This window comes from Micromonospora sp. CB01531, assembly GCF_001905095.1.
Lineage (GTDB): Bacteria > Actinomycetota > Actinomycetes > Mycobacteriales > Micromonosporaceae > Micromonospora.
Map to the genome: position 1 here is coordinate 25,113 of NZ_LWLS01000078.1, position 25,056 is coordinate 50,168.

A 25,056-nucleotide genomic window follows, 5' to 3' on the forward strand; every position below is an offset into this window, starting at 1 on the left:
ACCGATGAGCCCGCGCAGCCTGACCCAGGCGGAGGCCGAGCACCGCGCCGCCCTGCTGTCGGTGCGGCACTACGACATAACCGCCGACTTCACCGACCTGCCCACCGGGCCGGCGGTGCGGTGCGTGTCCACCGTGACGTTCACCTGCGCCGAGCCGGGTGCGGAGACGTTCGTCGACTGCGCCGCCCGGGTGCTGGCCGGCACGCTGAACGGCGAACCACTGCCGCCAGCGGCCGACGGCCGGCTCCCGCTGCCCGCCCTCGCCGCGGAGAACACCCTGCGCGTGGAGACCGTGCAGGCCGACACGACCGACGGCGCCGGGGTGCACAAGGCCGTCGATCCGGCCGACGGCGAGGTGTACGTGTGGACGACCTTCGAGCCCGACGCGGCGCACCGGGTCTGGGCCTGCTTCGACCAGCCCGACCTGAAGGCCCCGCACACGTTCACCATCATCGCGCCCGCCGCCTGGGCCGTCGCCAGCAACAGCGGCGATCCCAAGGTGGAGACCCTGGACGGCGTGCGGCGCTGGACCTTTCCCGCCACGCCACCGCTGTCGCCGTACAACACGGTGGTCAACGCGGGCCCGCTGCACGAGATCCGCCGCGAAGCCGGCGGTTACGACCTCGGCATCTTCGCCCGCCGCTCGCTGGCTCCGGTCCTCGAGCGCGACGCCGACGAGATCTTCACCGTGACCGCGCAAGGCCTGGCCTTCTTCGGCGACGTCTTCGGCATGCCGTTCCCGCAGCACAAGTACGACCAGGTGTTCATGCCCGAGTTCGGCGGCGCCATGGAGAACTACGGGTGTGTCACCTGGTCCGACGCGGCGCTGCGGCGCGCCGCGCCCACCCCGGCCGAGCGTGAGGTGCTGGCCACCGTCCTGCTGCACGAGATGGCGCACATGTGGTTCGGCAACATCGTGACCATGCGCTGGTGGGACGACCTCTGGCTGAACGAGGCGTTCGCCGAGTTCGCGTGCCACTGGGCGGCGTCGCGCGCCACCCGCTACACCGACGCGTGGGCGGGCCTGCTCGCCGGGGACAAGCTGTCGGCGTACCTGGCGGACCAGGGGCCGACGTCGCACCCGATCCGCCTGCCGGTGCCGGACGTCGCCGAGGCCGCCTCGATCTTCGACGCCATCACCTACCCCAAGGGTGCCGCGGTGCTCCGACAGCTGGGGACATATGTCGGTGAGGAGAACTTCGTCACCGGGATGAAGGCGTACTTCGCCCGGCACGCCTGGGGCAACACCACGCTGCAGGACCTGATCGACGCGCTCGCCGCAGCCTCGGGCCGGGACCTGGACCGGTGGCGGGCCGGCTGGCTGGACACGGCCGGCACCGACCGGCTGATGCTGGAACCCGACGGCGTCGGCCTGGTGCTGGCCGGAGGCGGGCCGGACGGGCCGCCGCGACCGCAGGTCCTGGCGGTGGGCGCCTACACGCGCGGCGCGGCCGGGCTGGTGCGCACCGCGTTGGCCGAGGTCGACGTGCAGGGTCCCCGGACCCCGGTCGGCCTGCCCGCCGGAGCCGACTTCTACCTGGTCAACGACGAGGACCTGACCTTCGCCAGGACCCGGCCGGCGGGCGGGGCGGAGGCCCTGGTGGCGGCCGCCGGCGAGCTGCCCACCGCGGTGTCCCGCGGCGTCGTCGTCGCCACCGTGTGGGACATGCTGACCACCGGCGAGGCGACCCCGGAGCAAGCGGTGCGCTGCCTCACCGCCGTGCTCGCGGTCGAGACGTCCGACGCGGTGATCGAGCCGTACCTCCGGCTGGCCGGCAACGCCGCCGAGCTGTGGGCGGGCGATGACCGGCGCGACGCGCTGCTGGCCGCGGTCGCCGAGGCGTGCCTGGCCCTCGCCGAGCAGCCCGGCCGCCGGCAGGTGGCCCTGCGCGGCCTGGCCCGGGCCGCCCGCGACCTCGACGAGCTGGCCCGGCTGCGGGAGCTGGCGGGCAACGACGTCGACCTGCACTGGCGTGCCCTCATTCGCACCGCCGAGCTCGGCGACGCGACCGGGGACGCGGCACGCGAGCTGCTCGCCCGCGATCCCGACCCGGACGCCCGGTACCAGGCGCTGGCGGTGCGCGCGGCGGCGCCCGACGCCGACCGGAAGGCCGCCGTCTGGCAGGCCATGACGGTCGAGCGGGCGGTGCCGATCGGCTCGCTCACCACGGTCACCACGGCGTTCTGGCGCCCCGGGCAGGACGCGCTGCTCGCCGAGTACGCCGACCGGTACCTGAAGGTCCTGCCCGAACTGGACCGCGCCGGGATGATCCCGGCGATGACGTACTCCCAGCGGATGTTCCCGGTGTTCGGCATCGGCCCCGACTTCCCGGCCCGGGCCGAGGCGGCCGCCGAGGCCGCCGCGCCGGTCGTGCGCAAGACGGTGCGGGAGCGCGCCGACGAGCTGCGCCGGATGCTGCGCTCCCGCACCTGAACCGGTCAGCCGCCGGCGGACTCCATGGCCCGGGCGAGGCTGGCCGGCCGCATGTCGGTCCAGGTCCGTTCGACGAAGTCGAGACTGCTCTGCCGGCTGTCCGCCGGGTGCACGCAGCGCCAGCCGGCGGGCACCTCCGCGCCAGCCGGCCAGAGCGAGTACTGCGCCTCGTCGTTGACCAGCACCAGGTAATCGCTGTCGTCGTTCTCGAACGGGTTCGTCGTCATCATCGCTCCTCGGGGATCAGCGCGCGCGTTTCAGCTCGGCGGCGATGACCGGGCCGATCTCGGTGAGCGGACCCTGGCGCATCATCGTCGTGTGGTGGCAGTCGATCGGGTACTCGTCGACGGTGCCGTCGACGTGTTCGTGCCAGGCGGCGGCCGCCCGGTCGCCGTCGCGGACCGCGGTGAGGTAGACGACGTTCCCGCGGAACCGCCCGGGCGGGGTCCGCTCGAGGATCCGGTGGGTGTGCAGGCCGCTCTCCACGAGCGTGTCCAGGTCCTCGCCGGTGGCGCCCACGTCGTCGCCGATGGCCAGCGCGATCGCCGCGCGGTCCGCGCTGCCAGCCCGCGGGACGGAGTCCAGCAGGGCGAGGAACCGGACCTGATCGCCGTCGCGCTGCAACCGGCAGGCGAGCGCGTGCGCGATGGTTCCGCCCGCCGACCAGCCCAGCAGGTGGTACGGGCCGATGGGCTGGATCGCCCGGAGCTCGGCCAGGTAGTCGTCGACCAACGCGTCCAGATCCTCCGGCGGGCAGCTGCGCCGAGCCTGCAGGCCGTACACGGGCCGGTCCGGCAGATAGGGCAGCAGGCCCGCGTAGCACCAGCTGAGCCCGGAGACCGGGTGTACGCAGAACAGCGCCGGCGCGGCGCCGGTGGCCCGGATGGGCACCAGCACGTCGACCGCGGCATCCGGCGGGGCGGCCTGGTCGAGCCGCTGCGCCAGCGCCTCGGGCGTCGGCGCGGCGAAGAGCGTACGCATGCTCAGGTCCACGCCCAGCGCCGAGCGGATGCGGGCCATCAGCTTGACCGCCAGCAGCGAGTGACCGCCGAGTTCGAAGAAGCCGTCGCCGACCCCGACGCGCTCAAGTCCGAGCGCCTCGGCGAACAGGCCGCACAGGGCCACCTCGCGGGCGGTCCGCGGGGCGCGGTCGGTCGTCGAGGCCTCCGGGCCCGGTAGCGCCTTCCGGTCGATCTTGCGGCTCGGGGTGACCGGGAAGGCGTCCAGGGCTACGAAGGCCGACGGGACCAGGTGGGCCGGCACGCGGTCGCGCAACCAGTCCCGCAACTCGGCCGGCTCCGGCGGCTCGGACACCGGGATCAGGTACGCGACGAGGCGCGGGTCGCCCGGCCGGTCCTCGCGCACCACAGCCACGGACTGCGCCACCTGGGGATGTTCGGTCAGTACGGCCTCGACCTCGCCGAGTTCGATCCGGAAGCCGCGCAGCTTCACCTGGCCGTCCGCCCGGCCCAGGAACTCCAGGTTCCCGTTCCGCCAGCGCACCAGGTCGCCGGTGCGGTACATCCGATCGCCGGGACCGCCGAGCGGGTTCGCCACGAACCGCTCCGCGGTGACGCCCGGCCGGCGCAGGTAGCCCCGGGCGAGACCGGGACCCGCGAGGTACAGCTCGCCGGGCACGCCGGGTGGCACCGGCCGCAGCGCGGCGTCCAGCACGTACAGGCGCATGTCCCGGACCGCCCGCCCGATGGGCGGGATGCCCGTCCCGGTGAGCGGGTCGCTGACCGTGGCGACGACGGTCGCCTCCGTGGGGCCGTAGCCGTTGACCAACGTGCGCCCGGACGACCACCGGGCCGCCAGGTCCGCCGAGCAGGCCTCGCCGCCGACCAGCACAGTGACCGTTGGCGGGAGGTCGCCCGGATCCAGCGCGGCCAGCGATGACGGCGGCAGGGTCAGCTGGGTGATGCCGCGCCGGACCACCAGCTCGGCCAGCGCGGGACCGGGCAGCAGCTGCTCCGGCGGCGCCAACACCAGCCGGGCCCCGGTCAGCAGCGCCAGGCACAGGTCCCACACCGACGCGTCGAAGCTCGGCGAGGCGAACTGCAGGACCGCGTCGCCGGGCCCGGCCCCGATCCGCTCCGCCTGGTACGCGGCGAGCGCGGCCAGGCCGGAGTGCGAGACCACCACGCCCTTCGGCCGGCCGGTCGAGCCGGATGTGTAGATCAGGTAGGCCGGGTTGCGCGGGTCCGGCCGGCGCACGGCGGTGTCCGGCGGAACCACCGGTGACGCGGCGTCGAGCAGGATGACCGGGCAGTCGTGCGCGGGCAGCGCCGGTGCGATCGGCCCGGTGCTGACCAGCAGGACCGGCCGGGCGTCCCGGAGCAGGTAGGCGATCCGCTCGCCGGGGTACTCCGGGTCCACCGGCAGGTAGGCCGCGCCGGCCTTCTGCACGGCGAGGATCGCGGCGATCAGGCCGGCCGAGCGTGGCAGCGCCAGTGCGACCACGTCCTCCGGGCCGACGCCGCGCGCGGCGAACGTCCGGGCCAGCTCGTCGGCCCGCGCGTTCAGCTCGGCGTACGTCCAGGTGACCTCGTCGTCGGACACCGCGACGGCGTCCCAGTGCGCGGCGGCCGCCGCCTCGAACATCGCGGGGAACGTGCGCGGCTCCACCGGCGTACCGGTCCCGGCCGGCAGCACCGCCCACCGCTCGGCGGCCGAGAGCAGCTCGTACGTGCTGATCGGCGTGTCCGGGTCGGCGGCGGCCGCGGTCAGCACCCGGATGAACCGGTCGGCCAGGGCCGCCGCGGTGGACGCGTCGAACAGGTCCGCCCGGTACACCAGGGCGCCCTCGATGCCGTCGCCGTCCTCGCTCAGGTTGACGGTGAGGTCGAACTTCGCGCCCACGTCGCCGACCGGCTCCGGCGCGGCGTGCAGGCCCGGCAGGTCGAGCTCGGGTTCGACGGTGTTCTGCAGAACCAGCGCCACCTGGAAGAGCGGATGGCCGGCCAGCGACCGGGCCGGGTTGAGGATCTCGACGAGGCGTTCGAACGGCAGGTCCTGATGGGCCAGCGCGGCCAGGTCGCGGTCCTTCACCCGGGCCAGCAGGCGCCGGAACGTGGGATCGCCGGAGGTGTCGGTGCGCAGCACGATCGTGTTGACGAAGAACCCGACCAGGTCGTCGAGGGACTCGTCGTGGCGGCCGGCCACGACCGAGCCGATCGGCAGGTCCGTGCCGGCACCACAGCGGGTCAGCAGCGTGGCCAGCCCGGCCTGGAGCGCCATGAACAGGGTGCAGCCGTGCTCCTGGGCGAGTCCCGCCAGCCTCCGCTGCACCTCGGCGGGGATCCGGAAGTCGACCGCCCCGCCCCGTCCTTCGGCGGTGGCACCGCGCGGCCGGTCCGTCGGGAGGTCGAGCAGCTCCGGGATGCCGTCGAGCGCCTCCCTCCAGTACGCGACCTGCCGGGCCAGGGTGCTCTCCGGGTCGGCCTCGTCGCCGAGCGCCTCCCGCTGCCAGAGGGTGTAGTCCGCGTACTGGACGGCCAGCGGCTCCCAGTCCGGGGCCGCGCCGGTGAGCCGGGCGCGGTAGGCGGTGCCGAGGTCCCGGGCCAGCGGCGCGAGGGACCAGCCGTCGCTCGCGATGTGGTGCAGCACCAGCAGCAGCACGTGTTCGTCGGCGGCGAGCCGGAACAGGTGCGCCCGCAGCGGGAGGGCCCCGCTCAGGTCGAAGCCGGTACCGCAGGCGGTGCTGATGGCCTGTTCCAGCTCCCCGGCCGGGACCTCGGTGACGATCAGCTCGGGCCGCGCCGTGGCGGCGTCGAGGACGACCTGGCGCGGTTCGTCGTCCACCTCGGGCAGCGCGGTGCGCAGCGCCTCGTGTCGGCCGGTGACGTCCGCGAGGGCCTGCCGGAGCGCAGCGGTGTCCAGCGTGCCGGTCAGCCGCAGCGCGAACGGCAGGTTGTAGGTCGAGTCCGAGCCGGTCAGCCGGTCCAGGAACCACAGCCGCTGCTGGGCGAAGGACAACGGCAGGACCTCCGGCCGTACGCGGGCGCGCAGTTCCGGCCGCTCCCCGCCGCGGCCCGCCGCGGCGAGCTGGTCGGCGAGCCCGGCCACGGTCGGCGTCTCGAACAGCGCCCGTACCGGCAGGTCCGCGCCGAAGGTCGAGCGGATCCGGGTGATCAGGCGGGTGGCCAGCAGCGAGTGTCCGCCGAGGGCGAAGAAGTCGTCGTCGATGCCGACCGCCGGCACCCCGAGCAGGTCGGCGAACAGGCCCGCCAGGGCCCGCTCCGCCGGGGTGCGCGGCTTCCGGGAGACCGCCGCGACGAAGGCCGGCGCAGGCAGCTTCTTCTTGTCGGCCTTGCCGCTGGTGTTCAGCGGGATCCGGTCGAGCGGCACCACGACGGCGGGCACCATGTAGTCCGGCAGCGACCGGGCGGCGAAGGCGCGCAGCTCGGCCGGGTCGGGCGTGCCGTCCTCGGCCGGCACCACGTACGCGACCAGGCGCGGGTCGCCCGGCCGGTCCGCCCGGGCCACGACGACCGCCTGGGTCACCGCCGGGTGACCGGCGAGCACCGCCTCGATCTCGCCCGGCTCGATCCGGAATCCGCGGATCTTGACCTGGTCGTCGGTCCGGCCGAGGTACTCCAGGGTGCCGCCGGCCTGCCAGCGGACCAGGTCGCCGGTGCGGTACATCCGGGAACCGGGCGCGCCGAACGGGTCGGCGACGAACCGGGTCGCGGTGAGGCCGGGGCGGCCGAGGTAGCCGCGGGCCAGCCCGGCGCCGGCCAGGTACAGCTCACCGGCCACCCCGGGCGGCACCGGCTGCAGGTCCGGGCTCAGCACGTACGCCCGGGTGTTGGCCAGCGGGCGGCCGAGCGACACCGGCCGGCCGGCGGCGATGGGGCTGCCGAGGGTGTCCACCGTGCACTCGGTGGGTCCGTAGTAGTTGTAGGCGGCGGTCCGCGGCGCGGCGCCGATCTCCTCCCACAGCGTGGCGTCGATGGCCTCGCCGCCGATCGACACCATCGCCGGGGTGTGCCGGCCGTCGTCCTCGAGCAGCCCGGCGGCCAGCAGCGGCGCCGCGTACGAGGGGGTCACGTCGAGGAAGTCGATGCCGTGCTTCCCCACGTACCCGACGAGCGCGTCGGCGTCGGCGCGCAGCTCCTCGCCGATGACGTGCAGCGTGTGCCCGTCGGCCAGCCAGAGCAGCTCCTCCCAGGAGGTGTCGAAGGAGAACGAGGCGGTGATCGCCACCTGGACCGGGTGCCGGGCGGCCATCGGCGCGAACAGCGTGGACCGGTGCTCGTGGTACAGGTTCACCAGGCTCCGATGCTCCACGACGACCGCCTTGGGTCGGCCGGTGGAGCCGGAGGTGTAGATCAGGTAGGCCGGGTGCCGCGGGTGCAGCGGCCGGACCCGCTCGTCGGGGTCGACGTCGTCGGCGGCGAAGCCGGCCAGCAGCTCCTCGTCGAGCTCGGTGAGCACCAGGGCGGGCGTCGCGTCCTCGAGCATCGAGGCGGCCCGGTCGCGGGGCATGGCCGGGTCGATCGGTAGGTAGGCCGCACCGGCCTTGAGCACGCCGAGGATCGCCACCACCACGTCGGTGGTGCGCGGCAGGATCAGCGCGACCCGGTCCTCCGGGCCGATCCCGGCCGCGATCAGGTAGCGGGCCAGCCGGTTCGCGCGGGCGTGGAGTTCGGCGTGGGTGAGCCGACCGTCCCGGCCCACCACGGCGAGCTGGTCCGGCGTGCGGCGGGCGGTCCGCTCGAACAGCTCCGGCACGGTCACCGGCTCGATCGCGCGGCCGGTGTCGTTCCACTCGTCGAGAACCTGCCGCCGCTCCGCGTCGTCGAGCAGCTCGCAGCTGCCCAGCTCGGCGTCCGGGTCGGCGGCCAGCCCGGTCAGCAACGTCTCGAAGTGGCGCAGCAGCCGGTCGGCGGTGGCGGCGTCGAACAGGTCGCTGTTGTACTCCAGCCGGCACAGCAGGCCGTCGCCGCGCTGGTAGATGTCCAACGACAGGTCGACCTGAGCGCTGCCGAGGCCGGGGTTCGGCCGGTCGCGGACCTCGATCCCGGTCAGGTCGAGCGGGTTGTCGTTGAGGTTCAGCAGGTTGAACATCACCTGGAAGAGCGGGTTGCGGCTGGGGTCGCGGGGCGGATTCAGCTCCTCGACCAGCCGCTCGAACGGCACCTCCTGGTGCGCGAACGCGCCCATCGCGGTCTGGCGGACCCGCGCCAGCAGGCCGGCGAAGGACAGCCGGCGGTCGACCTCTGTGCGCAGCACCAGCGTGTTGACGAAGAAGCCGATCATCCGCTCGAGCTCGACCTCGGTGCGTCCGGCGACCGGTGTGCCGACGCAGATGTCGGTGGCGCCGGTGTAGCGGTGCAGCAGCGCCTGGAAGCCGCCGAGCAGGGTCATGTAGAGCGTGGCGTCGTGCTTGCGGCCGAGCCGTTCCAGGTCGGTCCGCAGGCCGGCGGAGAGCCAGCGGTCCGCGATCGCGCCGTGGTTGGTCTGCACCCGGGGCCGCGGCCGGTCGGTGGGCAGCTCGAGACCCGCGGGCACGTCCGCGAGGCGGTCGGTCCAGTACGCCAGGTCGGCGTCGAGGATGGTGGCGAGTCGGTCGCGCTGCCAGAGGGTGTAGTCGCCGTACTGGACGGGCAGTTCCGCCAGCGGTGACTCCCGGCCGGCCAGGAAGGCGTTGTACAGCTGGGCGATCTCGTCGCAGAGGAGGTCCAGCGACCAGCCGTCGATGACGATGTGGTGCACGCAGATCGCGAGGATGTGCCGGTTCTCGCCGGTACGGAAGACGGTCGCGCGCAGCAGCGGGCCGGTCGCGAGGTCGAAGGGCCGGCGCAGGTCGTCGGCCAGCCGCCGGTCCTGCTCCGCCTCGTCGGCGCCGGCGATGTCGACCAGCGGCAGGTCCACCGGCGCGGGCGGGAGCACCACCTGGACCGGCTCGCCGTCGCGCTCGGGCAGCACGGTCCGGAGCACCTGGTGCCGCCGGACCACCTCGGAGATCGCGTCGCGCAGCGTCTCGACCGCGAGCGCGCCGGCGAGGTCCAGGACGAGCGGGATGGCGTACGCGAGGTCGGCCCCGGACTGCTCGAGGAACCACAGACGCCGCTGCATGAACGCGGCCGGCAGCGGCCCGTCCGACTCCGCCCGGGGGACGATCGCCTGTCGCCGGGCGGTGCCGGATCCGCCGACCACCCGGGCGAGCCCGGCCACCGTCGGGTTGTCCAGCACCGCCTCGAGCGGGATCTCCGTCTCGAACCGTACCCGCAGCCGGGATGCCAGCTGGGTGGCGAGCAGCGAGTGCCCGCCCAGCTCGAAGAAGTTGTCGTGGATCCCGATGCTGGTCAGTCCGAGCAACTCCCGCCACACTGCGGCGACCGCCTCCTCGGTCGCGTCGCGCGGCCCGTCCGCGAGGTCGTCGTCCTCCTCGGGCGCGTCGGCTGTGGCCGGCGGCTCCGGGTCGGTGCTGCGCGGCTCCTCGTCGAGGTGCCACCAGCGGCCGCCGCGCCACGCGTGCACCCCGCCGAGGGCGGCCGGCGCGCGCACCGGTGCATCGCCCTGGTCGAGGTCGAACACCGTGATCGGCGCCGCCCGGCGCAGGCGCTCCACCAGGTCCGGCACCGGGCCCTCGCCGACCAGGCCGCTGCCGAGCAGCAGCAGTCGTACCCCGGCGGGGGCGGCCTGCTCGGCGAGCCGCGGCAGTCCGTCCAGGACCTCGGGGTCGTCCTCGACCGCCACCGCCACGGCGGGCGCGACCGCGCCCTCGGCTGTGGCCAGCGCGTCGGTCAGCGCAGCCGGCCGGATCGCGGCCGGGTCCGCGGCCATGGCGGCGACGAGCTCCGGCGCCCGCACCTGGCCGACGGTCACGATCATGTCGTGCTGCTGCGCGGCACCCGGCGCGCCCGCCGCCCGGGGCCTTGCGCTCTCGCAGTCGATCCGCTCGAACGGGTGTGGCGGCAGCGCGCACCGGCCCGGCTCGTCCAGCAGATCGTCGATCGGGATCTCGAAGCCGCGCTCCCACAGCTTGCCGAGCGCGGCGAGCAGGCTCTCCTCCTCGCCGTCCTCGGCCCGCCCGCTCACCGGCACGGCCAGGTGCCCGGCGGTCCAGGCCGGGTGCCCGAGCAGCATCCGGGTCATGGTCTGGCCGGGTCCCAGCTCGACGAAGACCCGGCACGAGCTGCCCAGCAGGGTGTCCACGCAGCCGGACAGCCGTACCGTGCTCGACGCGTGGTCGGCCCAGTAGTCACCGCGGACGGTCGCCGCCGGGTCGGCCCAGTCGCCGGTGAGGTTGGACAGGTACGGCAGGGCGGGCGTCGTGTTCGGGATCTCCTCGAAGATCCGGCCGAGCCGCTCGGCGGCCGGCCGGATCGCCTCCGTGTGGTAGGCGCCGCCGAGGTCCAGCACCCGGTCGCCGACCCCGTCGGCCTGCAGCCGGTCGATCAGCTCGGTCGGGCCGGCCAGCACCGAGTACCGCGGCGCCTCGATCGCCACGGTCAGGCCCGGCCGGGTGGCCAGCAACTCGCGCACCTCGTCTGGGGGCGCGGACACGGCCAGCATCCGGCCCGGCTCGACGGCGCTGAGGATGCTGCCGCGCTCGTGTACGAGCCGCAGCGCGTCCGAGGGGGTCCACAGCCCGGCGACGGCCGCGGCGACGACCTCGCCGGCGCTGTGGCCGAGCAAGGCTTTCGGCTCGATGCCGTACGCCTGCAGTTGCCGGGCGAAGGAGAACCCGATGGCGAACAGGGCGAGCTGCTCGTTCCGCAGGCTGCGCAGCCAGTCCAGGTCGGCGTCCGGGCGCAGCACCGGGCAGAGGTCGATGTCGTACCGCTGGCGGCACTCGGTCGCGAGCGCGTCGAACGTCTCGCGGAAGACCGGCAGCCGGCGGTGTGCGGCGGCGCCGAAGCCGGACCGCAGCACGCTGGTGCCGGGGAACAGGAACGCGATGTCCCGCTCGCCGGTCGCCCTGGCGGGCGGCGGTGCGGAGCGCAGCGCCTCGGCCGCCTGGGCCCGGTCGGTGACCACCACGGCGCTGCGGTGCGGGAAGCGCCGCCGCCCCGCGGCCAGGGTGAACGCGACGTCGTCCAGCGTGTCGTCGGTGGACTCCAGGTGCCCGGCGAGGTCGGCCCGCATCGTGCGGACGGCCGCCGGCGTCGAGCCGGACAGGCAGAACACCCGGGGCTTCGACCCGGCCGGCGCGGCCTGGCGCGAAGGCGGCGACTCCAGCACGACGTGCGCGTTGGTGCCGCCCACCCCGAAGGCGCTCACCCCGGCCAGGACCGGGCCTTCGGCGGGCAGCGGGGCGAGCTCGGCGGCGATCTGGAACGGGGAGGTGTCCAGCTCCAGGCCCGGGTTCGGCTCCCGGAAGTGCAGCGTGGGCACGACCTCCCGGTGCCTCAGCATGAGCGCGGTCTTGATCAGTCCGGCCGCGCCGGCCGCGGCGCCGGTGTGGCCGATGTTGCTCTTCACCGCGCCGAGCCGGCAGAACCCGACCCGGTCGGTGGACTCGCGGAACGCCGCGGTGAGCGCCGCCACCTCGATCGGGTCGCCCACCCGCGTCGCCGTGCCGTGCGCCTCCACGTACGCGATGTCGCCGGCCTCGACCCCGGCCTGCGCCTGGGCGAACTGGATCACGTCGCGCTGCCCGGCGAACGACGGCGCGCTGTAGCCGATCTTCGCGCCGCCGTCGTTGTTCAGCGCCGAACCACGGATCACCGCGACGATCCGGTCGCGGTCGGCGAGCGCGTCCTCGAGCCGCCGCAGCACCACCACGGCAACCCCGCTGCTGCCCACCGTGCCGCTGGCCGCGGCGTCGAACGGCCGGCAGTGGCCGTCCGCCGACTCGATGTAACCCTCCTCGTACAGATAGCCGGTGACCTGCGGCAGCCAGAGCGAGGCGCCACCGGCGAGGGCGGCGTCGCACTCGAAGTTCAGCAGGCTCTGCGCCGCCTGGTGCACCGCCACCAACGAGGTGGAGCAGGCGGTCTGCACGGTCATCGCCGGGCCGCGCAGGCCAAGCTTGTACGCGACCCGAGTGGCGAGGTAGTCCTTGTCGTAGCCGATCATCCGGGACAGGCCGTCCCCGCCGGAGCCCTGCAGCGCCGGGTTCATCATGTCGCAGCCCGCGTAGACGCCGATCCAACCGCCGAACCGTTCGGGATCGATGCCCGCGTCATCCAGGGCCACCGACGCCGACTCCAAGAACACCCGCTGCTGCGGGTCCATGGCCGCCGCCTCGGCCGGGCTGTATCCGAAGAACCGGCGGTCGAAGCACTCGCCGCCCGCCAGCACGCCGCGCGCCGGCACGTACCGGGGGTGCCGGGCCAGCGCCGGGTCCACCCCCGCGGCGAGGAGCTCGGCGAGCTCGAACCGGCTGATGCCCTCGACCCCGTCGCGCAGGTTCCGCCAGTACTGCCCGACGTTCTCGGCCCCGGGGAGACGGCAGGCCAGCCCGACGATCGCGATCGCGTTGCCCTCGCTCATGCGTCCTCTCCAGTCCTCGTGGCGCGGGCGGGCCGGGCCCGGCGGGCGCGCTGGGCACGTTCGGCGCGGCCGCGGACGTCCGCCGAGGTCGACGGCTGGTCCGCGCCGGCGGCCAGCGACCGGGCCAGCGCGTGCACGGTCGGGTGCTCGAACAGGCGCCGGATGGGCAGGGACAGGGCCAGCTCGCGTTCGAGCCGCGCGTGCAGCGTGCCGAGCAGCAGGGAGTTGCCGCCGAGGTCGAAGAAGTTGTCGTGCGCGCCGACCTGCTCCAGGCCCAGCACCGCCGACCACACCGCGGCGATCCGCCGTTCAGTCTCCGACTCCGGCGCGGTCCACGCGGTCTCGCCGACCCGGTCCTCGCGGCGCGGCTTGGGCAGCGCGTCCGCGTCGAGCTTGCCGCGGTGGTTCAGCGGCAGCGCCGGCAGCCACACCACGGCGTTGGGGATCATGAACTCAGGCAGCCGGGATTTCAGCCGGGCCAGCACGATGGCCGTGTCCGGGGTCGCACCGGCCGGCGCCACCAGGTAGGCGACCAGCGGCGCGGCCTCGCCCGGGAAACCGCGCACGACGGCCCGGTGGACCAGCGGATCCTGTAGCAGCTGCATCTCGATCTCGGCCGGTTCGATCCGGTAGCCGCGGATCTTGAGCTGCCGGTCCAGCCGGCCCAGGTATTCGAGCGTGCCGTCCGGGAGCCAGCGGGCCCGGTCGCCGGTGCGGTAGATCCAGCCCGGCTCGCCGTCCGGGGTCCGGGCGGTGAACCGGCCGCGGGTCAGGTCGTCGCGGCCCCAGTAACCCTGCGCCACCGTCGCGCCGCCGACGAACAGCTCGCCCGGCATGCCGACCGGGCAGCGCTGGCCCGCCGCGTCCAGCACGTAGACGTGTACGCCGTCGACCGGCCGGCCCACGCAGTTCAGCACCGTCGCGGTGGCCGCGTCGAACACGTGGGTGGTGGTGATGTAGGTCTCGGTCGGCCCGTAGGCGTCGCAGATCCCGTACGGCGCGTCCGGCGGCACCGAGGTCAGCGGCGAGCCCGCGAAGAACAGCCAGCGCAGCGACGCCGGCGCGGTGCCCGCCGTCCACAGCGCCTCGGCCAGCGGGGTCGGCGTGAAGAACATCGTCACACCCTGCTCGCCCAGCCAGGACGCCAGCTCCGGCACCACGACCGGGCGCTCGTACGGCAGCACCTCAGCGCCGCCGCAGAGCGCGGGCCATACCTCGTACTCCGTCATGTCGAACGCCACGCTGTGGATCTGGCTGACCCGGTCGCCCGGCCCGACGCCGAAGGTGTCGACGTGCCACCGGGTCACGTGCGCGAGGCTGCCGTGGCGGTACGCGACCCCCTTCGGCTCGCCCGTGGTGCCCGAGGTGTAGAGCACGTACGCGGTGGCGCCGGGATCGGGCAGCACCGCGGGCCCGCCGCCGGGGTCCTCGGCCGCCTCGGCCACGTCGACGACCCGGACGCCCGGCGGCACGGCACCGGCGATCGCGGCCGGGTCGTCGGTGACCACCGCGCACGCGCCGAGGTCCGCGACGATGAACCGGATCCGCGCCTCCGGGTAGACCGGGTCGATCGGGCAGTAGCTGAAGCCGGCCTTCCAGGCGGCCAGCATGGCCACCACGAGGTCCGCGCCGCGGGGCAGGACCAGCGCGACCACCGGGCGCGCGCCGGTGGCCAGCGGCCGCAGCGCCGCCGCCAGCCCGTCCGCCCGCCGGTCCAGCTCGGCGTAGCTCAGCACGCCGCGGCCGGACCGGATCGCCGGCGCGTCCGGCTGGGCGGCACACCGCTCGGCGAAAAGCGCCGGCACGGTGGTCGCCTCGCCGGCCGGCGCGGTCCGCTCGAACCCGGCGATCTCCGCCAGCTCGGGGGCGCCGAGCAGGTGGAGCGTGCCTACCGGCTGGTCCGCCACCTCGGCGAAGGACTCGACGAACCGGCCCAGCCAGGCGGCCATCCGCTCGGCCTCGCCGCCGGTCACCCGGTCGCCGCGGTACAGCATGGTGCCGCGCAGCCGGCCGTCGATCTCCTCGAAACCGACGGTGAGGCCGAACTTGGCGGCGTACCCGGCGCCCGCGTGGTCCAGCTCGATCGGGGTGAGCAGCGCACCGCCGAGCGACGCGCCGGCCGGTCCGGCGGCGGTCGCGGCGAGCGTCACGTCGACGTACGGGGTCCAGCCGGGCCGCCGTGGTGGCCGCAGCCGGCTCACCACGTCCTCGAACGGCACCCGCTCCAGGTCGAACGCGCCCAGCACGGTCTCCCGCATCGCGAGCGCCAGGTCCAGCACGGTGGTCTCGGGGTCGCACTCGGACCGCAGCACGACGGTGTTGAGGCACGGTCCGAGCAGGTCGGGGAACTCGTCGCGGTTCGCCACCGGGCAGCCGAAGGTGACGTCCTCCTGCCCGGTCCACCGGTGCAGCAGCGCGGCGACCCCGGTGGCGGCCACCATGAACCAGGAGAGGCCGTGCGCGGAGCGGATCCGACGCAGCCGCTCCAGCGTCTCGGCGGCCAGCGGGATCGGCACCGAGCCGGGTGCCGCGGTGCGCAGCGGCGGGGTCAGGGCGGGGAAGGCCGGCGCGCCGGACAGCCGCCGTGTCCACTGTTCGACGCCGTCCCGGCCGCCGGCGCTCTCCCGCTCCTCGGCCTGCGCCACCGCGAAGTCGCGGAACTGCGGCCTCCCGGCCGGCAGCAGCTCGGCGAGGGGCGACCCGACCAGGCCGGTGAGCTGATCGAGGACCCGGCCGAGCCGGTCGGCCAGCCGTCGGGCGCGGGCCGCGGTGTGCCGGTCGCCACGGTACGACAGCACCGCGCTCAGCTTGCCGCCGTCCGCCACGAAGGTGACCGTGAGACCGAACTTCGTCTCGTGCTGCCAGCGGTCGAACGGTAGCGCGGTCATCGTCGCCGGGCCCAGCGGCTGCCCGGTGCCCGGCACCGAGACCAGGTTGAGCATGACGTCCAGGTACGGCGTACGGCCCGGCCGGCGCTGCGGGGCGAGCCGGGACAGCACCGCCGGTAGCGGCACCGCCTGGTACTCGAAGGCGTCCAGCATGCTGTCCCGAACCTCGCCGAGCAGGTCGGCGAAGGTGGTGCCGGCCTTGGCCCGCGAGCGCAGCACCACGGTGTTCAGGCAGGGCCCGAGCACGTCGGCGAGCCCGTCGCCCTCGCGGTTGGCCATCGGCAGCCCGAAGGTGACGTCGTCGCCGCCGTGGGTGCGGTGCAGCCAGGCGGAGACCGCCGCCACGGCCACCATGTACCAGGAGACCCGGTACTCGTCGCACAGGGCGGCGGTGCGCCGGGCGAAGTCCGGGTCGAACGGGACCGGCACGGCGCCGTGCGGTTCCGGGCGCCGGGGTGGTGCGCCGAGGTCGAGCGACTCGGGCGCGCCGGTGAGCTGGTCCACCCAGTACCCGATGCCGTCCGGGTCCTCGTCCCACTCGGCCTCGGCGAACTGGACCGGCGGCGGCAGCTCGCCGGTGGGCAGGCCGAGGGCGCGCGCGTAGAAGTGGCCGAGGTCCCGCTCGAGCACCGGTACCGACTGCGCGTCGAAGGCGATGTGGTGGAAGCAGAGCAGCAGCACGTGTTCGCCGGGCGCGGTGGCGACCAGGTGGGCGCGCAGCAGCCGGCCGGACCCGAGGTCGAAGGCGGTCGTCGCCTCCCGGTCGGTCCGGTCGGCGAGATCCTCCGCGCTGGTGGTCAGCTCGGGCGTCCACGGTTCGGTGACCACCTGGTAGAGCCGCCCGGCGCGGTGGTGGAACGCGGTGCGCAGGATCTCGTGCCGCTCGACCAGCGTGCCGAGCGCGGCCCGCAGCGCGGCCGGGTCCAGGTCGCCGGTGATCCGCCAGGCGAGCGGGACGTTGTAGGCCGGGCCGGTGGTGTCCATCTGCTCGGCCAGCCACATCTGCTCCTGCATGCTGGTCGCGGGCGTCCCCACCGGAGCCGTCGTCGGGTGCTCGTCGGGTTGTTCACCGGCCAGCCAGTCCAGGTGGGCGGCGAGGTCGTCCAGCTTGGGCAGCCGGTACAGGTCGCGGACGGAGATCCGGATCCCGGTACGGGTGGCGATCGCCCCGGTGAGCCGGGGCACCAGCAGGGAGTGCCCACCCAGTTCGAAGAACGAGTCGTCGGCGCCGGGCGGCGGGCAGTCCAGCACCTCGGCGAAGACCTCGGCGAGCAGCCGCCCGGTCGGTGTCGACGGCTCCGCGCGCGGCGCGGACGGCAACTCGCCGCCCTGGGCCCGCAGCGCGTTCCGGTCCACCTTGCCGTTGCCGGTCAGCGGGAAGCGGTCCACGATCCGGAAGACCGACGGCACCATGTACCCGGGCAGCCGCGTGCCGAGGAAGGCGCGCAGCTCCGCGGCCGCCGGCGGCCCCCCGTCGCAGACCAGGTAGCCGGCCAGCGTGTCGACGCCGTCGAGCAGGACCACCGCGTCCGCGACGTCCGGGCGTTCCCGCAGCATCGACTCGATCTCGCCCGGCTCCAGCCGGAACCCGTGCAGCTTGATCTGGTTGTCCACCCGGTTGAGGTATTCCAGCTGCCCGTCCGGCAGGGCGCGGACGAGATCACCGGTGCGGTAGATCGTGCCGCCGGCCGGGTCGGCGGGGTCGGTGCGGAACCGCTCGGCGGTCAGGTCCGGGCGGCGCAGGTAGCCGGCCGCGACGCCGTCGCCGCCGATCCACAGTTCGCCGGGCTCGCCGGCCGGCACCGGCCGCATGCTGTCGTCGAGCACGTGCAGGCTGGTGTTGGTGACCGCCTGGCCGAGCGTGACCGGGCCGGTGGCCGGCACCAGGCTCGCGGTCGACCAGATGGTCGTCTCGGTGGGGCCGTAGAGGTTCCACACCGCCCGCGAGCGGCGGTACAGCTCGTCGGCGAGCGGGCGGGGCAGGGCCTCGCCGCCGCAGAGCACGGTCAGGGCCTCGTCGCCCGCCCATCCGGCGGCCAGCAGCATCCGCCAGGTGGCCGGGGTCGCCTGCAGGTGGGTGGGCCGGGACCGGGCCAGGTGCCGGACGAGCAGGTCGCCGTCGCGGGCGACCTCGGTGGAGGCGACCTCGACCGTGCCGCCGGTGATCAGCGGGAGGAACAGCTCGAGGGCGGCGATGTCGAAGCAGACCGTGGTGAGGGCCAGCATCGTGTCCTGGTCGCCGAAGCCCGGCCGGATCGCCATGGACCGCAGCAGGTTCGCCAGGCCGCGGTGGGTGACCCGGACGCCCTTGGGCTTTCCGGTCGAGCCCGAGGTGTAGATGACGTATGCGATGTCGTCCCCGGTCACCGCGGCCGGGGTGGTGATCGGTGCGGCGGCGAGGACCTCGTCCAGCAGGACCGTCTCGGCGCCGGTCGCCGCGATCTCCGCGCCGGGCGGCTGGTCGGCGATGAGCAGGCCGGCCCGGGAGTCGTCCAGCATCCCGGCGATCCGCTCCGCCGGGTAGATCGGGTCGAGTGGCACGTACGCCGCACCGGCGAGCAGCACGCCGAGCAGCGCCGGCACCAGATCGGCCGACCGGTCGACGTACACCCCGACGAGGTCGCCCCGGCCGAGGCCCCGGCCGGCGAGGTAGCCGGCCACGGCGTGCGCGCGGCGGCTGACTTCGGCGTAGCTGAGGGCGGTGCCGTCGAAGATCAGCGCGGTGTCGTCCGGGGTGCGGGCCGCCTGGCCGAGGAAGAGCGTGGGCAGCGGGCGGGCCTCCTCGAGCCAGGCGTCCACCGCGTCCGCTGCGGTGCCCGCGTCCAGCTCGGCGGCGGCCGCGTCATAGCAGTCCCGCAGCTCGCGCAGGAACAGCTGGGTCGAGGTGGCGTCCCACACCAGGTGGTGGGCGCAGAGGAAGAAGACCTGCCGCCGCTCGTCCAGCTCGGCGAGCCCGATGCGGAGCAGCCGGCCGCCGTCCAGATCGAACGGGCGGCGCGCCGAGTCGCGCAGCCACGCCGCGAGGGCGTCCTCCGCCGCGCCCCGCAGGTCGATCCGGTCGAGGACCGGCGTCCACGGGTCACCGATCTCCTGGTGGAGCCGGCCGTCCCGCTCGGCGAACGTGGTGCGCAGGATCTCGTGGCGTTCGATCAGTACCGCCACGGCCCGTTCCAGCGCCTCGGCCGACAGGCTGCCCTGCACCCGCCACGCGTACGGCACGTTGTAGAGCCCGTCGCCCGGCTCCAGCCGCTCGGCGAACCACATGCGCTCCTGGACGCTCGTCGCCGGCACGCCGGCAGTCGTCGTGCTCATACCCGGGACCCCCGGAGGTCGTCCACGGCCGCGGCGAAGGCTTCGGCCGTGGGGTGGTCGAACAGCGTCCGCACGCTCAGCCGGATGCCGAGCTCGCGGCGCAGCCTGCCGACCACGCGCGTGGCGAGCAGCGAGTCGCCGCCCAGATGGAAGAAGTTGCCGGTGACGCCGATCTCGTCGGCGCCGAGCTGCTCGGCCCAGACGCGGCAGACGGTCGCCTCGAGGTCGGTGCGCGGCGCCACCTCGGTGCCGTGATCGGCCCGTTCGGGCTCGGGCAGCCGGGCCCGGTCCACCTTGCCGCTGGCGTTGAGCGGGAACTGGTCGAGCAGCACGAAGTCGCTCGGCACCAGGTATCCGGGCAGCGTTCCGGCCAGCCGGTTCTGCACCTCCGGCACGGACAGCTCGACGCCGGTGTCCGGAACCACGTAGGCGACCAGGCGCGGGCCGTCGTCGGCGCGGCGCACCATCACGAGGGCGGCACGTACGCCGGGGCAGCCGGTCAGCCGCGCCTCGATCTCGCCCGGCTCGATCCGATAGCCGCGGATCTTGACCTGGTCGTCGCTGCGGCCGAGGAACTCCAGCGTGCCGTCGGGCAGCCAGCGGACCAGGTCGCCGGTGCGGTACAGCAGGTCACCGGCCGCGCCGTACGGGTCGGGCACGAACCGTTCCGCGGTCAGCTCCGGTGCGCCCAGGTAGCCGTGCGCCAGGCCGAGGCCCGCGACGCAGAGTTCGCCCGGTACGCCGGCCGGCACCAGCCGCAGCTGGGGGTCGGTGACGTAGCAGCGGGTGCCGCGGATCGGCGTACCGATCGGCACCGAGACGGCGTCGTCCGGCACCACGGTGATCAGGTGGGTGGTGCTGAAGGTGGTGTTCTCGGTCGGGCCGTAGCCGTTGAGCAGCCGCCGGGGCGCGTTCCCCGGGCGCAGCACGGTGCGGATCACCGCGGGGTCGAGCGCCTCGCCGCCGACGATGACGGTACCGATGCCGGCCACCGCGTCCGGCACCTCGCCGACGGTGTGGTTGAACAGCGACGAGGTCATCCAGAGCACGGTGATGCCGTGCTCGCGCAGCGCGGCCGTCAGCGCCGCCGGCTCCACCACCGTCTCCTTGCGCAGGATGGTCAACTCGGCGCCGGTGAGCAGCGCGCCCCAGATCTCGAAGGTGGCGGCGTCGAACGAGATGCTGCTGCTGTGCGCGACCCGGTCGCCCGGTCCGATGTCGACGTAGTCGGTCTCGTGCACCAGCCGTACCACGCCGCGGTGCGGCACCCGGACGCCCTTGGGCCGGCCGGTCGAGCCGGAGGTGTACATGACGTACGCGAGATCCTCCGGCCCGGGTGCCGCCCCCGGCGTCCGGCCGGCGGCCGCGGGCAGGTCGTCCACCAGCACCGTCGGCCCGGTCCAGCCGGCGGTCCGGTCCGCGTACGCGGTGCCGGTCACCACCGCGGCGGCACCGGCGTCGCCGAGCAGGTTGCCGAGCCACTCGGCCGGGTAGCCGGGGTCCAGGGGCAGGTAGTAGCCGCCGGTCTTCAGGATGCCCAGCAGCGCCGCCACCTGGTCGACCGACCGGTCCAGGCAGACACCGACGCAGGCCGGGGCGTCGAGCCCGACCAGAGCGGCCGCGATCCGCTCGGCCCGCGCGTCCAGTTCGGCGTAGGTCAGCACCTCCGCACCGCACCGTACGGCCGGTGCGTCCGGCCGGAGCGCGACCTGCTCGGCGAACAGTTCGGGCACCGTCTTCGCCGGGGTGGGCGGCGGTGTGGTGGCGTTGCCCCAGGCCAGCAGCTGGGCCTCCTCGGCGGAGGTGAGCACCGGCAGCGCGGACACCGGCCGGCCCGGGTCCGCGGCCGCGCCGGCCAGGATCCGCTCGAGGTGCGCCAGCAGCCGTTCCACCGTGGACCGGTCGAACAGGTCGCGGCGGTAGTCGACGTCCACCACCAGCTCGCCGTCCGCCTCGAACGCCATGACGTCGAGCTCGAACTTGACGACGCCGGGGTCGAAGACGAACTCGGTGACCGCCGAGCCGGGGATGCGCAGCAGGTCGGCGGGCGTGTTCAGGAACGACAGCACGACGTTGACCAGCGGCGGCCGGCTCAGGTCGCGGTCCGGCCCGGACAGGTCGGCGAGCCGCTCGAACGGCAGGTCCTGGTTCTCCTGGGCCTGTAGGGCGGTCTCCCGCACCTGGGCGAGCAGCTCGCCGAAGGCCGGGTCGCCGGTGAGGTCGGTACGCAGCACGACCGTGTTGACGAAGAACCCGAGCAGGTCCTCGAACTCGGGGCGGTCGCGGTGCGCGAAGGCCGCGCCGACCATGATGTCGGTCTGCCCGGTGTGCCGCGCCAGCAACGCTGCCAGCCCGGCGGCCACGGCCGCGAACAGCGTGACGTCGTGTCGGGCGGCCAACTCGCGGACGGCGGTGAGCACCGGGGCGGGGATCCGGCGCCGTACGCGGGCGCCGTCCCAGCGCTGCACCGGGGGCCGGGGGCGGTCGGTGAGCAGGCCGAGCGGCTCGCACCCGGACAGCCGGTCCCGCCAGTACCGTAGCTGCCCGTCCAGCACATCCTCGTCGATCGTCTCGCGCTGCCACCGCGCGAAGTCGGTGTACTGCAGGGGTGGCTCGGGCAGCGGCGACCCGTGGTCCAGCAGGAACGCCTCATACAGTTCGGACACCTCGCGCAGCAGCAGCGAGAGCGTCCACTGGTCGGCCACCAGGTGGTGCAGGCAGACCAGCAGCACGTGGTCGTCGTCGCCGATCCGGAACAGCTCGGCCCGCAGCAGCGGGCCGCGGCGCAGGTCGAACGGCCGCAGCACGTGGTCCCGGGCGAGCTCGGCCGCGCGGGTCAGTCGCTCCTGCGTCGACCCGCCGTCGACGGGCGTGACCGGCAGCTCGACCGGTTCGGGCGGCTGGATCCGGTGCACCGGCTGCCCGGCGGGCCCGTCGCCGACCGCGGCCCGAACCACCTCGTGCCGGCGGGTCACCTCGGTCAGGGCCCGGGCGAGCAGCTCGGGCGCGAGCGGACCGCGGATACGGTGCGCGGACGGGATGTTGTAGCCGGTGGCGCCCGGGTGCAGCTGGTCGAGGAACCACAGCCGCTGCTGGGCGAACGACAGCGGGGCATCCATCAGCTGACCTCCTGCCGGTCGAGGGCGGTCGGGAAGGAGTTCTCCAACCGGTCGGCGATCGCCGCGACGGTGGGCTCCTCGAGCAGCCGGCGTACCGGGACGCGGACCCCGAACCGCCGCATGATCCGGGTGGAGAGCTGGGCGAAGGTGAGCGAGTGGGCGCCGAGGGAGCGCAGGTCGTCGTCGCGGCCGACGCCCGCCCGGCCGAGGACTTCCTCCGCGAGGCCGGTCACCGCCGCCTCGGCGGGGGTCCGTGGCCCGGCGGCGGCCTGCCGCTCACCGCCCAGCCAGTGCGGTGGCGGCAGCGCGTTGCGGTCCACCTTGCCGACCGGGGTCAGCGGCAGCCGGTCCAGCAGCACGAACAGGTCCGGCATCTCGTGCGGGACGAACCGGGCGGCCAGCGCCTCCCGCAGCGTCCGGCGCAGCTCCTCGTCGCCCTGCTCGTCCGGTGCGTGGTTCGCCCGCACCGCCGGCACGGCGTCTGGGCCCGGCCACGGCAGGCGGACGGGTTCGGGCACGGAGTCGTGCAGCCACACCGCGTCCAGCGCGCCGTCCGGCCGGCCGGCGGCCCAGCTGAGCCGCACCCGGTAGGGCAGGCCGATGGTGAGCGCGCGGAGGTCGATCAGCGTCGGCGCGCCGGCGGGTCGGGCCCTGTCGCGCAGCTCGCCGGCGGTCACCGGGCCCGCCATGTCCTGCCAGGCGGCGAACCGCGCCGACAGCTGCGCGTACGGGATCGACCGGACGCCGACCGTGCGCCGCTCGCCGGTCCGCAGCAGGTCCCGGATGCCGGCCAGGTCGACGTCGCCGCCCCAGTCCAGCCAGTCGAACTCCGGCGCCGGCGCCACCTCGCCGACCCGGATCAGCACGTCGAACCGGCCAGGATCGTCCCGGTCGTACCGCGGCACGATGTCGACGGACCCTCCTTCCAGGTCCGCGAAGACCGCGGGGTGGAGCGCCGGTGCCGCGTCGGCCCGCAGCCGGCCGTACGCCCGCCAGCGCAGCTCGTTCCCGGTCGTAGCGTCCGGCGCCGCCGCCAGTTCGGCCGCGCCGGCGGCGGCCGGCAGCAGCGGGAGCGACCGCACGCCGCTGACCAGCACGGTGCCGCCGGCGACGGTCTGCCGCGCCGCCGCGGTGATCGTGGCGAGCAGGTCCTCGACCGAATGCAGCCGCGCCCCGTGGGCGTCGACGAGCACGACGTCGAAGTCCGCACGGCCGCCCGCGATCAGGGAGTCCAGCCGGATGTGCGTGCCACACACCCGGTCGAGCCCGGTCACGCCCGGTCCGATCTCAAGCAGTGCGCGGGGTGCCAGCGCCCGCACGGTGGCCACCGTGGTGGCGGCGCTTCCGGCGGGCTCCGGCGGCGCCGACCAGCCCGTCCCGGCGGGCCGGCCGGCCCGCTCGACGTAGGCGACCAGCTGCGTGGCCTGCCCGGACGGCCGGACGGCAGCCACCGCCACCTGCCGCACGTCCGGATGCCGCAGCAGAACCCGCTCGACCTCGTCGGGCTCGATGCGGTGCCCGCGGACCTTCACCTGCCGGTCGATGCGGCCGAGGAACTCGAGCTGGCCGTCGGCGTTGCGGCGCGCGAGATCGCCGGTGCGGTAGGTGCGCACCGCCCCGTCCTCGCCGAACCGCCGGGCGGTCAGCTCCGGCCGCCGTAGGTAGCCCCGGGCGACCCCGGTGCCGGCGACCACGATCTCGCCGGCCTCACCCTGCGGCACCGGCTTGCCGTACGGGTCCAGCAGGCGTACGTCCACGGCGCCGAGCGGGCGGCCGATCGGGATCGGCCCGTCCTCGGTGGCCGAGTCGGCCACGACAGCCGAGGTCACATACACCGTGGTCTCGGTGGGGCCGTAGATGTTGATCAGGCGGAAGGGCAGTCCCGGCCGGGGGCGGCGCCGCAGCGCCTCGCCGCCGGTCACCAGGTAGCGCAGCGACAGCGCCTCCAGCTCGGGCTGGGCGAGCAGGATCTCGGCGAGGGCGGTGGTCAGGAAGCACACCGTGATCTCGTTCTCCCGCAGCGCCCGGACCAGCCGCTCGGGGTCGCCCCGGTCCTCGTCTGACACCGCGACGGCGTGCCCGCCCACGCTGAGTACTGGCCACAGGTCGAGGATCGACGCGTCGAAGCTCAGCGGAGCGGCGAGCGAGCCGCGGTCGGCCCCGGTCAGCCCGAGGGCCGCGACGTGCCAGCGGCACAGGTCGGTGATCCCGCCGTGCTCCAGCTGCACGCCCTTGGGCGCCCCGGTCGACGCCGAGGTGTACATCAGGTAGGCGAGATCGGCGGCCCGGGTGCGGCAGGTCGGTGCCGTGGCCGGGTTCGCGGCGATCAGCCTCGCGTCGGTGTGCGGATTGACCACGGTGCACTCGCCGTCGGCGGGCGGGTCCTGCCCGGCGATCAGCACGCGGGCACCGCTGTCGTCCAGCATGTACCGCAGGCGGGCGGCGGGATAGCTGGTGTCCAGCGGCAGCGCGGCGCCGCCGGCCTTGAAGACGCCGAGCAGCGCCACATAGTGGTCCAGACCGCGGTCCAGATGGATCGCGACGACCACGTCCCGGTCCACGCCGAGCCGGCGCAGGTGATGGGCGAGCCGGTTGGCCCGCTCGTCCAACTCACGGTAGGACAACGTGCCGTCGGCACAGGTGACGGCGGGCGCCTCCGGTGTACGCCGAGCCCAGTGCGTGACGGCGTGGTGTATCGGGCGTCCCCCGCCGTCCGGCCAGCCCACGTTTGAGGATCCCCGCTCGTACACACCGTTTCCTTCCCCCGGTTTTCGGCTACCCGGCTGAGCCTCGCGTCCGCCGTTCGGGTCTGTCTTCTTCCATCGTGCCCACTGCCCTCGCCCCGCAGCCCAGC

At 74.7% G+C, this 25,056-nt stretch carries 6 protein-coding genes; 1 reads left to right on the top strand and 5 read right to left on the bottom strand.

Annotation, left to right across the window (positions count from 1 at the left end):
• Positions 1-4 precede the first annotated feature (4 nt).
• Positions 5-2,434, top strand: a complete 2,430-nt coding sequence (pepN, locus tag A6A27_RS22665) for an aminopeptidase N (protein WP_073836662.1) — start codon at positions 5-7, stop codon at positions 2,432-2,434.
• A 5-nt stretch (positions 2,435-2,439) separates the two neighbouring features.
• Here the strand turns inward: pepN and A6A27_RS22670 are convergent, their stop codons facing one another.
• From A6A27_RS22670 to A6A27_RS22690, 5 genes are read right to left on the bottom strand one after another with little or no spacing between them, the layout of a single operon-like run.
• On the bottom strand, positions 2,440-2,661 hold the full coding sequence (locus tag A6A27_RS22670) for an MbtH family protein (RefSeq protein WP_073836663.1): 222 nt from the start codon (positions 2,659-2,661) through the stop codon (positions 2,440-2,442).
• 16 nt (positions 2,662-2,677) lie between these two features.
• Positions 2,678-12,883: a hybrid non-ribosomal peptide synthetase/type I polyketide synthase gene (locus A6A27_RS22675; protein WP_073836664.1), complete on the bottom strand. Its 10,206-nt coding sequence runs from the start codon at positions 12,881-12,883 to the stop codon at positions 2,678-2,680.
• On the bottom strand, positions 12,880-19,083 hold the full coding sequence (locus tag A6A27_RS22680) for a non-ribosomal peptide synthetase (protein WP_083672774.1): 6,204 nt from the start codon (positions 19,081-19,083) through the stop codon (positions 12,880-12,882). Before A6A27_RS22680 ends, A6A27_RS22675 begins: the two co-directional genes overlap by 4 nt.
• On the bottom strand, positions 19,080-22,202 hold the full coding sequence (locus A6A27_RS22685; protein ID WP_073836666.1) for a non-ribosomal peptide synthetase: 3,123 nt from the start codon (positions 22,200-22,202) through the stop codon (positions 19,080-19,082). Before A6A27_RS22685 ends, A6A27_RS22680 begins: the two co-directional genes overlap by 4 nt.
• Positions 22,202-24,952, bottom strand: a complete 2,751-nt coding sequence (locus A6A27_RS22690; protein ID WP_158074029.1) for an amino acid adenylation domain-containing protein — start codon at positions 24,950-24,952, stop codon at positions 22,202-22,204. The genes A6A27_RS22685 and A6A27_RS22690 overlap by 1 nt, the downstream gene beginning before the upstream one ends.
• Positions 24,953-25,056 lie beyond the last annotated feature (104 nt).